Genomic DNA, 12,919 nt, shown 5'->3' with positions numbered 1-12,919 from the left:
TCCAGGGAGGGATAAAAAAAGAGATTCGTGGGAATAAAAAAGATAAAACTCAGGCGGTCGAATGACCGCCTGGAGATGTTCACTTACGCCTGGTGACCGTTGATGTAATCAATGGCAGCCTGAACGGTGGTGATCTTCTCAGCTTCTTCGTCCGGAATCTCAGTATCAAACTCTTCTTCCAGAGCCATTACCAGCTCAACGGTGTCAAGAGAATCTGCGCCCAGGTCTTCAACGAAGGAAGCGGAGTTCACAACTTCTTCCTGCTTAACGCCCAGCTGTTCGCCGATAATTTTCTTAACGCGTTCTTCGATAGTGCTCATACTCTTAAATTTCCTATCAAAACTCGCTTTCGCGATGGTTTTCGTAGTGTATAAAATGTTGAAAAATTTGCAACTAAATCCCGGCAGTTCGTACCACGATTTTACGTTATTTTGAGGCCATTTGCCCTAATAACGCAAATATTTTTCTACACGTCATCATCCAGGCTGCCTCTGCGTTGGCTGCGCCCTCTAATCCCGGTCACATAGTAATCTATGCTCCCAGGCTTCTCGGTCTTGCCGCCTTGATCCAACCAGAATGATTTAGTGTATCTCGTGGTTAAACCATATACATCCCGCCGTTGACGTGGAGGGTCTCACCAGTGATGTAACCCGCTTCGTCAGAGGCTAAAAATGCAACCGCACTGGCGATTTCTTTAGGGTCGCCAAGACGACCCGCCGGAACTGCCGCCAGCGTACCCGCACGCTGCTCATCAGTCAGCGCACGCGTCATGTCCGTTTCAATAAAGCCCGGAGCAACAACGTTTACAGTAATACCGCGGGACGCGACTTCACGCGCCAGCGACTTACTGAAACCAATCAGACCTGCTTTCGCCGCAGCGTAGTTGGCCTGACCAGCATTTCCCATGGTACCAACCACAGAACCGACAGTGATAATACGTCCATGACGCTTTTTCATCATAGCGCGCATTACCGCTTTTGACAGACGGAATACAGATGACAGGTTGGTTTCGATGATATCGTTCCACTCGTCGTCTTTCATTCGCATTAACAGGTTATCGCGAGTGATCCCGGCATTGTTTACCAGAATATCCACTTCACCAAACTCTGCGCGAATATTTTCCAGAACAGATTCGATAGATGCAGGTTCGGTCACATTCAGTACCAGACCTTTACCATTTGCACCCAGATACTCGCTGATGGCCTGAGCGCCATTCTCGCTGGTTGCTGTACCAATCACCTTCGCGCCGCGCGCAACCAGTGTTTCAGCAATTGCACGCCCGATACCGCGGCTTGCGCCAGTGACCAGGGCGATTTTTCCTTCAAAACTCATGGTATTCCTCTTTTATTGCGAGAGTGCCGCTGACATCGCTTCCGGCTCGTTAATTGCCGAGGCTGTCAGGGTGTCAACAATACGTTTTGTCAGACCGGTGAGGACTTTACCTGGGCCGACTTCATACAGGTGCTCAACGCCCTGAGCGGCCATAAACTCAACGGTTTTAGTCCACTGTACCGGGCTGTAGAGCTGGCGAACCAGCGCGTCACGGATCGCTTCCGGCGTGGTTTCGCATTTCACATCGACGTTGTTCACAACGGAAATCGTCGGTGCGTTAAACGTAATTTTTTCCAGCTCAACCGCCAGTTTTTCGGCAGCAGGCTTCATCAGCGCACAGTGAGACGGCACGCTGACCGGCAGCGGCAGCGCACGCTTAGCACCCGCTGCTTTACAGGCCGCACCCGCACGTTCAACCGCTTCTTTATGACCGGCAATAACCACCTGGCCCGGCGAGTTGAAGTTTACCGGAGAGACAACCTGGCCTTCAGCAGATTCTTCACACGCTTTTGCAATTGCAGCATCATCCAGACCGATGATGGCAGACATGCCGCCCGTGCCTTCCGGCACCGCTTCCTGCATGAATTTACCGCGCAGTTCAACCAGACGTACCGCGTCAGCAAACGCGATCACGCCGGCACACACCAGCGCAGAGTATTCACCCAGGCTGTGACCCGCGAGCAGCGCTGGCGCTTTACCGCCCTGCTGCTGCCAGACACGCCACAGCGCAACGGACGCGGTCAGCAGCGCTGGCTGGGTCTGCCAGGTTTTGTTCAGTTCTTCGGCCGGACCCTGCTGGGTCAGCGCCCATAAATCATAACCCAGTGCATCAGAAGCTTCACGGAAAGTCTCTTCAATTACCGGATAGCGTGCTGCCATTTCAGACAACATCCCAACGGTTTGAGAGCCCTGTCCCGGGAACACAAAAGCAAATTGCGTCATTTTTTATTCCTTATACTAGAAACGAACCAGCGCGGAACCCCAGGTGAACCCGCCACCGAAGGCTTCAAGCAAGACCAGCTGGCCCCGTTTGATTCGTCCATCGCGTACCGCTTCATCAAATGCGCACGGTACCGACGCCGCAGAGGTGTTGCCGTGACGATCCAGCGTCACTACAACGTTATCCATCGACATGCCCAGCTTTTTCGCGGTCGCGCTGATGATACGCAGGTTCGCCTGATGCGGCACCAGCCAGTCGAGCGCGGTACGCTCAAGGTTATTCGCTTCCAGCGTTTCATCAACGATGTGTGCAAGCTCGGTTACCGCCACCTTGAACACCTCGTTCCCTGCCATAGTCAGGTAAATCGAGTTGTCCGGATTAACGCGATCGGCGTTAGGCAGGGTCAACAGTTCGCCATAGCTGCCATCAGCATGCAGATGCGTAGAGATGATACCTGGCTCTTCGGACTGCCCCAGCAGCACTGCACCCGCACCATCACCAAAAATAATGATCGTTCCACGATCGGTTGGATCGCAGGTACGCGCCAGCACGTCAGCACCGATCACCAGCGCGTATTTAACGGCACCGGATTTCACGTACTGATCGGCAACGCTCAGCGCATAGGTGAAGCCTGCGCACGCGGCAGCGACGTCAAACGCCGGACAGCCTTTAATGCCGAGCATGTTCTGCACCTGGCATGCCGCGCTTGGGAAAGCATGCGTGGCAGACGTCGTGGCGACCACGATCAAACCAATCTGTTCTTTATCAATGCCCGCCATTTCGATAGCACGCTGTGCGGCTTCGTAACCCATGGTCGACACGGTTTCGTCTGGCGCGGCAATACGACGTTCACGGATACCTGTGCGCGTGACAATCCACTCGTCAGAGGTATCTACCATTTTTTCCAGATCGGCGTTGGTACGCACTTGTTTTGGCAGGTAGCTGCCGGTACCTAAAATCTTCGTATACATGTACGCTCAGTCACTTTTAGCTAATACAGATTCCAGGCGAGCGGCAATCCGCTGAGGGACTTGTCGCTGCACCGCCTGCACTGCCTGTTCAATCGCGACAGCAAATGCTCGCTGATTGGCGGCGCCATGACTCTTAATCACGATGCCGCGCAATCCTAACAGACAGGCGCCATTATACTGGTCGGGGTTGAGGTGACTGAATCGCCGCGTCAGGCTCTTTTGTAACCAACGCTTCAATAAAATCAGCCACCAGGCGCTTTTTTTGCCTTCTCCCTGAGATTTCAGCAGAGAAAGAAACATGCGTACGACCCCTTCCATGGTCTTCAACGTGACGTTTCCGGTGAAGCCATCGCACACCAGAACATCCGTTTTACCCGTCAACAACTCATTGGCTTCGAGATAACCAATATAGTTGATGGAGGGAACCTGTTTGAGCAATTCAGCCGCTTCGCGAATGCTGTCCAGGCCTTTGGTCTCTTCTTCACCAATGTTCAGTAACGCAACACGGGGAGTGTTGATCCCGACAACTTCTTCTGCCAGCACCGATCCCATCACGGCAAACTGAGCCAGCATAGTACTATCACAGTCGACGTTAGCGCCCAAATCGAGCACCACCGTCTTGCCCTTCTGCTGATGCGGTAACACCGTTACCAGCGCAGGGCGCTCAATACCTTCAATAGGTTTGAGCAGCAATTTCGACAGCCCCATCAGCGCGCCGGTATTTCCCGCGCTGACGCAAGCCTGAGCTCGCCCTTCTTTCACCAGCTCCAGCGCTATCCGCATAGAGCTGCCACGACTATTGCGAATCGCCTGCGAGGGTCGGGCATCACTGGCAATAACTGACTGCGCAGGAATAATCTGCAGACGCGAACGTTGTTCAAAGTCAGCTTTTGCGAGTAATGGCGTGATTGCGTCGGGATTGCCGACTAAAAGAAGTGTGAGTTGCGAATTAGAATTCAGTGCCTGCAATGCTGCAGGCACTGTCACGGAAGGGCCAAAATCTCCCCCCATGACATCTAACGCCAGGGTTAGACGTGTCAAGGTATCGTCGCAGCCTGGTTCGGTAAATTCCCCGTTTGCACGGGGAAATCCTCACTAAGCCTAATCACGCTTGCGCGTGATTACTTAGTGATAACCTTGCGGCCGCGGTAGAAACCGTCAGCGGTGATGTGGTGACGCAGGTGTTTCTCACCAGAAGTCTTGTCTACAGACAGGCTGGTAACTGCGGTCAGCGCGTCATGGGAACGACGCATGCCACGTTTGGAACGGGTTGGTTTATTCTGTTGTACGGCCATGGACCTTACTCCTCAATTACTTACGCTTTAAGCTGGCTAATACGGCAAATGGGTTTGGTTTTTGCGCTTCATCAGGCAGTTCCCCAAAGACCATGTCCGCCTCGGACACTTCACAGTGTTCAGAATCATGCACCGGAACGACTGGCAAGGTGAGGATGATTTCATCTTCAACCAGAGCCAGAAGATCGATTTCACCGAATTCGTTAACCTCAATCGGCTCATACGCTTCCGGGAGTGCTTCAGCCTGTTCGTCAGAACGAACCGGACTGAAACAATACGTTGTGTGAACATGCTGTACAAACGGTTTCCCGCAACGCTGACACTCGAGCGTTACCGTCACCTTTGCATCACCGGTTAAAACGGCGAGACGCTGGTTGTCGATAGCGAACGACATGGAGCATTCTACATCACTGTCCACACTGACTACGGATTCGGCAATACGCTCAGCCTGATCGGAAGTATAGATACCTTCGTAATCGAGGCGTTTTTGAGCCGTACGAACCGGATCAAGAGTCAGGGGTAATTTTACCTTTTGCATAGGGCGCGCATATTAACTTTGTAACGTCATAGAGTCAAAGAAAAAGGCAACCAGAGCTGCCTTTTGCCAATTATTCGCACACATTGCGGCCTGTAGTTTAAAATGGCTGGCATCGATACGCTATATCTGGTGATAAAAATATGCCAAATCTCGTCCTTGCTTCCACGTCTCCCTACCGCCGAATGCTGCTGGAAAAGCTCGGGATCCCGTTTGAATGCGCCGCGCCAGAGGTTGATGAGACGCCACAGCCGGGCGAATCACCGCGTCATCTGGTGATGCGTCTTGCTAAAGAGAAAGCGCAGTCGCTGGCCGCACGTTACCCCACACATTTGATTATAGGCTCAGACCAGGTTTGCGTGCTGGACGGCGAAATCACCGGCAAGCCCCATACGGAGGAGAACGCCTGCCAGCAGCTTCTGCGCGCGCGAGGCACTATCGTGACCTTTTATACCGGCCTGGCGCTTTATAACTCTGCCACCGGTCATCTGCAAACCGAATGCGAGCCGTTCGACGTACACTTTCGCCATCTCAGCGAGCAAGAGATCGTGGATTATGTGCGCCGGGAACGTCCGCTGAACTGTGCGGGGAGCTTTAAAAGCGAAGGACTGGGGATTGCGCTGTTCGACAAGCTGGACGGACGAGATCCCAACACGCTGGTGGGGTTACCGCTGATTGCCCTGTGTCAGATGTTAAGGCGAGAAGAGTGTAATCCGTTGACCATGTAACTTTTACCCAGCGGCGCTTCGCTTGCATGGGCCTACTAAACTGCGGCCTGATGCCCTCACCCCGGCCCTCTCCCACAGGGAGAGGGAGCAAACATTAAAAACGACAACATTCGTTGCCGTTTTACGTTTACCTTAGCCGCGCAGAACCTTAAGACAGCGTTTCAGCTGCTCGTCCAGCGGCGCTTCAATACGGATGACTTCCCCCGTATTAGGATGGGTAAACTTCAGCGCTGCCGCATGCAGGAACAAACGCGACAGTCCCGTCCCCGCCAGCTGCTTATCAAACTCGCGGTCGCCATAGCGGTCATCAAAGGCGATAGGGTGCCCTGCGAACTGCGTATGCACGCGGATCTGGTGAGTACGACCGGTCACCGGACTGCAGCGCACCAGCGTGGCAAACTCATAGCGCTCTTCAACCTTAAAGCGCGTCTCAGACGGTTTCCCTTCCTGGCTCACGCGGACAATACGTTCGCCGCTTTGCAGAATGTTCTTCAGCAGCGGCGCCTGCACCACTTTTACATGGGACTGCCACTGACCGCGCACCAGCGCCAGGTAGTCTTTCTGCATCCCTTTTTCACGCAGCTGTTCATGCAGCGAACGCAGCGCAGAACGCTTTTTCGCCACCAGCAGTACGCCAGAGGTATCACGGTCAAGACGGTGCACCAGTTCAAGGAAGCGCGCTTCCGGGCGCAGGGCACGCAGCCCTTCAATCACGCCGAAGCTCAGACCGCTGCCGCCATGAACAGCCGTTCCTGACGGTTTATTGAGCACCAGAATGTGGTCATCTTCGTAAAGGATCACATCGCTCAGGGCCGCCACTTTCTGTAGCTTCGGTGAAACGCTCTCTTCTTCACGTTCCGCAACGCGCACCGGCGGAATACGTACTTCATCGCCCGCCTCGAGTTTGTACTCGGGCTTCACGCGTTTTTTGTTCACCCGCACCTCGCCCTTGCGCAGGATGCGGTAAATCATGCTCTTTGGCACACCTTTCAACTGGGTGCGCAAAAAGTTATCGATACGTTGCCCCGCGTCATCTTCGGCGATGGCAACCATTTTTACGGCTGGAGTCTCTGTTTTCATGGTTGGCGATTCTAAATATCGTCAGCCATTAGCGCCACTCATTTTTCTATGCTTATATTTACTTTTATCCGGCCAGCTCCCGGTTTCGCGCAACCGATTTGGTGGTTATTAAACCAATCGCCATGCTGAAGTGAAGAAACTGTGAGTAACCGGGTGATAATTGGTAAAAGTCATCTTGCTATAACCCGGCGAGCAGTGGAATAATGAGGCTGTTTTCCGTGTTAAATCCTGGTTAAGTAAGGATGTTGACGGAATGACCAATTTTGTCTGACCGATCATCCACGCAGCAATGGCGTAAGACGTATTGATCTTTCAGGCAGTTAGCGGGCTGCGGGTTGCAGTACTTCCCGGTATAAGGATTGTTCTCTGGAGAGTTCTACCCAGGCAATTCCCCTGATAATTGCGCTGTGTTTCCGTATGAAATACAGGCAACCGACACTCTGCGCCTCTTAAGCGAGCGACAACCGTGAGGTTGGCGACGTGAACAGACACGAGGCCATCGGTTCATACCCCGGAAAGCGTCACCTTGCCCGCAGCTTTGTCGTCAATGTAAGAATAACGAGTAAGTTACGATGAAAAGAATGTTAATCAACGCAACTCAGCAAGAAGAGTTGCGTGTCGCCCTTGTGGATGGGCAGCGCCTGTACGATCTGGATATCGAAAGTCCTGGACACGAACAGAAAAAAGCGAACATTTACAAAGGTAAAATCACCCGCATTGAACCAAGCCTTGAAGCTGCATTTGTCGATTACGGTGCTGAGCGTCATGGTTTCCTCCCTCTGAAAGAAATCGCCCGCGAATATTTCCCCGCAAACTACAACGCCCATGGCCGCCCAAACATCAAAGATGTTCTCCGTGAAGGTCAGGAAGTTATCGTTCAGATTGATAAAGAAGAGCGTGGCAACAAAGGTGCCGCACTGACCACCTTTATCAGCCTGGCAGGGAGCTATCTGGTTCTGATGCCTAACAACCCGCGTGCGGGTGGCATCTCTCGCCGTATCGAAGGTGATGACCGTACCGAGCTGAAAGAAGCGCTGGCAAGCCTCGAACTGCCTGATGGCATGGGGCTTATCGTGCGTACCGCAGGCGTTGGCAAATCAGCCGAAGCGCTGCAGTGGGACCTGAGCTTCCGTCTGAAGCACTGGGAAGCCATTCAGAAAGCAGCCGAAAGCCGCCCTGCTCCGTTCCTGATCCACCAGGAAAGCAACGTTATTGTGCGTGCCTTCCGTGATTATCTGCGTCAGGACATCGGTGAGATTCTGATCGATAACCCGAAAGTGCTTGAGCTGGCGCGCCAGCACATCGCCGCGCTGGGTCGTCCGGATTTCACCAGCAAAATTAAACTGTACACCGGTGAAATCCCGCTGTTCAGCCACTATCAGATCGAATCCCAGATTGAGTCCGCCTTCCAGCGTGAAGTGCGTCTGCCATCCGGCGGTTCTATCGTTATCGATACCACTGAAGCGCTGACCGCTATCGACATCAACTCCGCGCGTGCAACGCGCGGTGGCGATATCGAAGAGACTGCCTACAACACTAACCTCGAAGCCGCTGATGAAATCGCCCGCCAGCTCCGCCTGCGCGACCTGGGTGGTCTGATTGTTATCGACTTCATCGACATGACCCCGGTACGCCACCAGCGTGCGGTTGAAAACCGTCTGCGCGAAGCGGTGCGTCAGGACAGGGCGCGTATCCAGATTAGCCATATCTCACGCTTTGGCCTGCTGGAGATGTCCCGTCAGCGTCTGAGCCCGTCTCTCGGCGAGTCCAGCCATCACGTTTGTCCGCGCTGCTCCGGCACCGGTACCGTGCGTGATAACGAATCGCTGTCCCTCTCCATTCTGCGTCTGATTGAAGAAGAAGCGCTGAAAGAGAACACCAAAGAGGTTCACGCCATTGTGCCGGTGCCCGTTGCCTCTTACCTGCTTAACGAAAAACGTGCAGCGGTAAGTGCGATTGAAGCGCGTCAGGGTGGCGTTCGCTGCATCATCGTGCCAAACGACCAGATGCAGACCCCACACTATCACGTGCTGCGCGTGCGTAAGGGCGAAGAGACGACCACCCTCAGCTACCTGCTGCCGAAGCTGCATGAAGAAGAGATGTCTCTGCCTTCCGATGAAGAGCCAGCCGAGCGCAAACTGCCAGAGCAGCCTGCGTTAGCGACCTTCATCATGCCTGAAGCACCACCGGAAGCAGCCCTGGAAAAACCTGCGGCCAAACCTGCAGCGCAGAAACCAGAAGCCGCGGTAGCGAAAGCCCAGCCGGCACAGCCGGGTCTGCTGAGCCGCTTCTTTGGCGCGCTGAAGAAGATGTTTGCTGAAGAAGAAGTTCAGCCAGAGCAGCCGAAAGAAGAGCCAAAAGCAGCCAAGCCAGAGCGTCAGCAGGATCGCCGTAAGCGTCAGAACAACCGCCGCGATCGTAATGACCGCAGCGATCGCAATGACCGCAGCGAGCGTCGTGATAACCGTGACAACCGCTCTGAGAATGGCGAAGGCCGTGAGCAACGCGAAGACAACCGTCGCAACCGTCGCGAGAAACAACAGCCGAATGTTGAAGATCGCGAAATTCGCCAGCAGGCGGGCGATGAGTCTGAGAAGAGCAAACAGCGTGACGACCAGCAGCCGCGCCGTGAACGCAGCCGTCGCCGTAACGACGAGAAGCGTCAGGCACAGCAGGAAGTCAAAAACCTGAACCGCGAAGAGCCTGTTGAACAGCAGGACGGCGAGCAGGAAGAACGTACTCAGGTTATGCCGCGTCGTAAGCAGCGCCAGCTTTCTCAGAAAGTTCGCTTCGCCTCTGAAGCAACCGAAGAGTCAGGCGCTATCGCGGTTGAAACCAGCGAGAGCACAACCGGCACACAGCTGGCGAAAGTTGACCTGCCAGCGGTCGTTGAAAACAACGTTGAGCAGGATGATAACGGTGAAAACCGTGATAACGCCGGTATGCCGCGCCGTTCACGTCGTTCTCCACGTCATCTGCGCGTCAGCGGCCAGCGCCGTCGTCGCTATCGTGACGAGCGTTACCCGACTCAGTCGCCAATGCCGCTGACCATTGCCTGTGCTTCACCAGAAATGGCCTCCGGCAAAGTCTGGATCCGCTACCCGGTTGCTCGCCCGGAGCAGGTTGTTGAAGAACAGCCTGTAACCGAAGAGGTGATTGCACCAGCAGCCGCGGTAGAAGCTGTCGTGACTGAAGCGGCAACCGTGGTTGAACCTGAGGTTGTTGAAGCTGAAGCACCTCACGCAGTGGACGTTGAAACCACCCATCCAGAAGTGATTGCCGCGCCGGTTGATGCCGCACCGCAGCTTATCGCCGAAGAAGATGCCGTGGTGGCTGAGGAAGTCGCTGAAGAGGCTGAACCTGTAGCCGCAGTGGAAGACACCGCAGAAACCCTCGTTGAAACCACCACTGAAGAAGTCGTTCAGGACGTTGAGATTCAGGTTGAACCGGTTGTCGAAGAAGCGAAAGCGCCTGAGGTGAAACCTGAGCCGGTTGTTTCTGCACCAGCCGCAGCCCACGTGGCGACAGCACCAATGACGCGCGCCCCGGCACCGGATTACGTGCCTGAAGCCCCGCGTCACAGTGACTGGGTACGCCCGACCTTCAGCTTCGACGGTAAAGGCGCTGCAGGCGGCCACAGTGCAACGCATCAGGCGACTGCACCGGCGACGCGTCCGCAGTCTGTCGAATAACGACGCTGAAAGTAAAAAGCCGACCTTCGGGTCGGCTTTTTTTATGGCTGCTGCACGGGCTTTCTCATTCCGGTCACCTCAGGCATGACCTGCCGCATCAACTCCAGAAAACGCCGCAAGCGTGCCGGATAATAACGGGACCAGGGGTAAACCAGATGCACCGGTAACGCCGCTGGCTGCCAGTCTGGCAGCAAATGCACCAGCCGCCCTTCCCGAATATCATCCTGTACCGTCCAGCTGGATACCACCGCCACGCCAAGCCCGGTGAGCGCCGTATTGCGTGCGACATACAGGCTATCGGTGCTCAGCCGTGGCGTAATAGCAATCCGCGCGGTGGCGGGTGATGCATCGTGGAACAGCTCCACATGGCGCTGGTAGAATGAGCTGATCGCTATCCAGGGAAACTGCTGCAAATCCTCCGGCGTGGTAACCGTCGGGAAACGGGCCAGCAGTGCCGGTGAAGCCACTACCGAGCGCGGCACTTCGGCCAGCAGCACGGACACGGTCGCCGGATCGACTTCCACGCCCACCCGAATCGCACAGTCAAGGTTGTCGCCGAGGAAGTCCGCTGACCGATCGTTGAGCATCCACTCAATCGAAAGCTGGGGATAGCGTTGCAAAAACTCGGTTACGGGTTTCAGAAGCTGATCCTGACCAAACGCGTGCGGAGCGCGCACCCGCAGCACGCCTACCGGCTCATCTTCCGTCTGCCCCACCTCATCTTCCAGCGCCAGCCAGCTGTCAATCACCCGACGGGCGTGCTGATAGCAGCGCTCGCCGTCATCCGTCAGCCGCGTCGTGTGGGTGGTGCGCAATATCAGGCGCACGCCCAGCATGGTCTCAAGCGACTGTAACCGTCTGCTTACCGTGGCCTGGGTAGTAGCCAGCTGCCGTGCCGCCGCAGAGAGGGATCCCGCCTCCACAATACGAACAAACGTCCGCATTAGCTCCACCCTGTCTATACGCTCAGCTCTTTTCATCGCATTTGCACTTATACGTTCAACGTATAAGCGTTTTACCACCGGGCCCGCTACCGTCGCAAGGCGTACTGATAAAAAATAGCCTCACACGACGAATGAGGAACATCTTATGAACACAACAACCGCCGCCCATGCCGTGAGCCGCTGGGTAATCTTAATGCTGGCGATCGGTGCAGGTTTCAGCGTGGCATCTATCTATTATGCCCAGCCTCTGCTGCCATTGATGGGCGCAGACCTTCATCTGAGTATCGAAGGAATGGGGTTGGTCCCAACGCTCACCCAGGCGGGATATGCCCTGGGGATCCTGTTCCTGCTCCCGCTCGGCGATCGCCACGACCGCAGGACGTTAATCCTGATAAAAAGTGCGGCGCTGGCGCTGTTTCTTCTCGGCTGTAGCCTGACCGGGCAGATCCACTCTCTGCTGCTGGCCAGCCTGCTCATCGGCATGGCCGCCACCATGGCACAGGATATCGTCCCTGCCGCAGCCATCCTTGCGCCGGAAGGTAAACAGGGGAAAACCGTGGGTACGGTAATGACCGGGCTGCTGATGGGTATCTTATTATCAAGAACCGTGAGCGGCGTGGTGGGCGAAGCGTTTGGCTGGCGCGTCATGTACCAGCTGGCGGCGGCGAGCATTGCGTTCGTCGGGGTGATGATGTGGTTTGTGCTTCCCCGTTTTGCCATTCACTCCACGCTGAGCTACCCCGCGCTGATGCGCTCAATGGAGCATCTGTGGCGTCGCTATCCGGCGCTGCGCCGTGCGGCGCTGGCTCAGGGCTTCCTGTCGATTGCCTTTAGCGCCTTCTGGTCTACGCTTGCGGTCATGCTGCTGGAACGCTATCACCTGGGTAGCGCTGTAGCGGGAGGATTTGGTATTGCAGGTGCCGCCGGTGCGTTAGCTGCCCCGCTGGCAGGGGGTCTGGCAGACAAACTGGGCGCAGGAAAAGTCACGCAGATTGGTGCCGTTCTTGTGACCGTCTCATTCGCCCTGATGTTCCTGATGCCCGCGCTGGGCGTTCATGGACAGCTGATTCTGATCGCCATCTCCGCCGTCGGGTTCGACCTGGGTCTGCAGTCCAGCCTGGTCGCTCACCAGAACCTGGTATACAGTCTTGAACCGCAGGCGCGCGGTCGTCTCAACGCCCTGCTCTTTACGGTGGTCTTTATCGGGATGGCGCTGGGTTCCGCGTTAGGCAGCAATATCTACTCGCTGGCCGGCTGGACGGGCGTGGTCGCGCTGGCGACGGTCTGTGGCGTCATTGCGCTGGCAATCCGTCTGATAGAAAGCGCACGAGTCACCTCCGCATCAGCAGAAGTTGCATAAAAAAATGCCCAATCCAGACGGATTGGGCAGTAAAACATGCCC

General features: G+C 55.4%; 12 protein-coding genes. 3 read left to right on the top strand and 9 right to left on the bottom strand.

The annotated features are described in order from the left end of the window. Positions 1 to 83: 83 nt before the first annotated feature. From acpP to yceD, 7 genes are all read right to left on the bottom strand, one after another. The gene (gene acpP / locus NWV12_RS08105; protein WP_003857954.1) at positions 84 to 320 is read right to left on the bottom strand and encodes an acyl carrier protein; all 237 of its coding nucleotides are present in this window, start codon (positions 318 to 320) and stop codon (positions 84 to 86) included. Between the two features lie 277 nt (positions 321 to 597). Continuing rightward, positions 598 to 1,332: a 3-oxoacyl-ACP reductase FabG gene (gene fabG, locus NWV12_RS08100; protein WP_008500795.1), complete on the bottom strand. Its 735-nt coding sequence runs from the start codon at positions 1,330 to 1,332 to the stop codon at positions 598 to 600. A gap of 12 nt (positions 1,333 to 1,344) precedes the next feature. After that, positions 1,345 to 2,274, bottom strand: coding sequence for an ACP S-malonyltransferase (fabD, locus tag NWV12_RS08095; protein ID WP_033145214.1), 930 nt, complete (start codon positions 2,272 to 2,274; stop codon positions 1,345 to 1,347). A 15-nt stretch (positions 2,275 to 2,289) separates the two neighbouring features. Then, positions 2,290 to 3,243, bottom strand: a complete 954-nt coding sequence (locus tag NWV12_RS08090) for a beta-ketoacyl-ACP synthase III (RefSeq protein WP_023311150.1) — start codon at positions 3,241 to 3,243, stop codon at positions 2,290 to 2,292. A 6-nt stretch (positions 3,244 to 3,249) separates the two neighbouring features. Beyond that, on the bottom strand, positions 3,250 to 4,284 hold the full coding sequence (gene plsX, locus NWV12_RS08085) for a phosphate acyltransferase PlsX (RefSeq protein WP_060568787.1): 1,035 nt from the start codon (positions 4,282 to 4,284) through the stop codon (positions 3,250 to 3,252). A gap of 80 nt (positions 4,285 to 4,364) precedes the next feature. Beyond that, the gene (gene rpmF / locus NWV12_RS08080) at positions 4,365 to 4,538 is read right to left on the bottom strand and encodes a 50S ribosomal protein L32 (RefSeq protein ID WP_003857964.1); all 174 of its coding nucleotides are present in this window, start codon (positions 4,536 to 4,538) and stop codon (positions 4,365 to 4,367) included. A 16-nt stretch (positions 4,539 to 4,554) separates the two neighbouring features. After that, entirely contained in the window at positions 4,555 to 5,076 is a 522-nt protein-coding gene (yceD, locus tag NWV12_RS08075; RefSeq protein ID WP_014883375.1) for a 23S rRNA accumulation protein YceD, read from the bottom strand. Positions 5,077 to 5,216: 140 nt separating this feature from the next. Here yceD and NWV12_RS08070 point away from each other — a divergent pair, with 140 nt between their 5' ends. Beyond that, a complete protein-coding gene (locus NWV12_RS08070) occupies positions 5,217 to 5,801 on the top strand; it encodes a nucleoside triphosphate pyrophosphatase (protein ID WP_039261893.1) in 585 nt (194 codons plus the stop codon). A 132-nt stretch (positions 5,802 to 5,933) separates the two neighbouring features. Here the strand turns inward: NWV12_RS08070 and rluC are convergent, their stop codons facing one another. Further along, positions 5,934 to 6,881, bottom strand: a complete 948-nt coding sequence (rluC, locus tag NWV12_RS08065; RefSeq protein WP_048979221.1) for a 23S rRNA pseudouridine(955/2504/2580) synthase RluC — start codon at positions 6,879 to 6,881, stop codon at positions 5,934 to 5,936. 572 nt (positions 6,882 to 7,453) lie between these two features. On the opposite strand from rluC, the gene rne reads away from it, so the two are divergent. Then, on the top strand, positions 7,454 to 10,573 hold the full coding sequence (gene rne, locus NWV12_RS08060) for a ribonuclease E (RefSeq protein WP_048979220.1): 3,120 nt from the start codon (positions 7,454 to 7,456) through the stop codon (positions 10,571 to 10,573). A 41-nt stretch (positions 10,574 to 10,614) separates the two neighbouring features. Here rne and NWV12_RS08055 read toward each other — a convergent pair whose 3' ends face one another. Then, positions 10,615 to 11,517: a LysR family transcriptional regulator gene (locus NWV12_RS08055; RefSeq protein WP_075204843.1), complete on the bottom strand. Its 903-nt coding sequence runs from the start codon at positions 11,515 to 11,517 to the stop codon at positions 10,615 to 10,617. Positions 11,518 to 11,662: 145 nt separating this feature from the next. On the opposite strand from NWV12_RS08055, the gene NWV12_RS08050 reads away from it, so the two are divergent. Further along, positions 11,663 to 12,877, top strand: coding sequence for an MFS transporter (locus tag NWV12_RS08050; protein ID WP_048979219.1), 1,215 nt, complete (start codon positions 11,663 to 11,665; stop codon positions 12,875 to 12,877). Positions 12,878 to 12,919: the final 42 nt, after the last annotated feature.

Source organism: Enterobacter sp. Crenshaw, from assembly GCF_024734705.1.
GTDB lineage: Bacteria > Pseudomonadota > Gammaproteobacteria > Enterobacterales > Enterobacteriaceae > Enterobacter > Enterobacter asburiae_B.
The sequence above is the reverse complement of the archived record's forward strand: the minus strand, read 5'-3'. Positions and strand labels throughout refer to the sequence as shown.

Coding starts and splice junctions, on each gene's coding strand:
- fabD (WP_033145214.1), bottom strand. CDS start 2,274: ATGACGCAATTTGCTTTTGTGTTCCCGGGACAGGGCTCTCAAACCGTT.
- yceD (WP_014883375.1), bottom strand. CDS start 5,076: ATGCAAAAGGTAAAATTACCCCTGACTCTTGATCCGGTTCGTACGGCT.
- NWV12_RS08055 (WP_075204843.1), bottom strand. CDS start 11,517: ATGCGGACGTTTGTTCGTATTGTGGAGGCGGGATCCCTCTCTGCGGCG.
- NWV12_RS08090 (WP_023311150.1), bottom strand. CDS start 3,243: ATGTATACGAAGATTTTAGGTACCGGCAGCTACCTGCCAAAACAAGTG.
- rluC (WP_048979221.1), bottom strand. CDS start 6,881: ATGAAAACAGAGACTCCAGCCGTAAAAATGGTTGCCATCGCCGAAGAT.
- rne (WP_048979220.1), top strand. CDS start 7,454: ATGAAAAGAATGTTAATCAACGCAACTCAGCAAGAAGAGTTGCGTGTC.
- NWV12_RS08050 (WP_048979219.1), top strand. CDS start 11,663: ATGAACACAACAACCGCCGCCCATGCCGTGAGCCGCTGGGTAATCTTA.
- NWV12_RS08070 (WP_039261893.1), top strand. CDS start 5,217: ATGCCAAATCTCGTCCTTGCTTCCACGTCTCCCTACCGCCGAATGCTG.
- fabG (WP_008500795.1), bottom strand. CDS start 1,332: ATGAGTTTTGAAGGAAAAATCGCCCTGGTCACTGGCGCAAGCCGCGGT.
- rpmF (WP_003857964.1), bottom strand. CDS start 4,538: ATGGCCGTACAACAGAATAAACCAACCCGTTCCAAACGTGGCATGCGT.
- acpP (WP_003857954.1), bottom strand. CDS start 320: ATGAGCACTATCGAAGAACGCGTTAAGAAAATTATCGGCGAACAGCTG.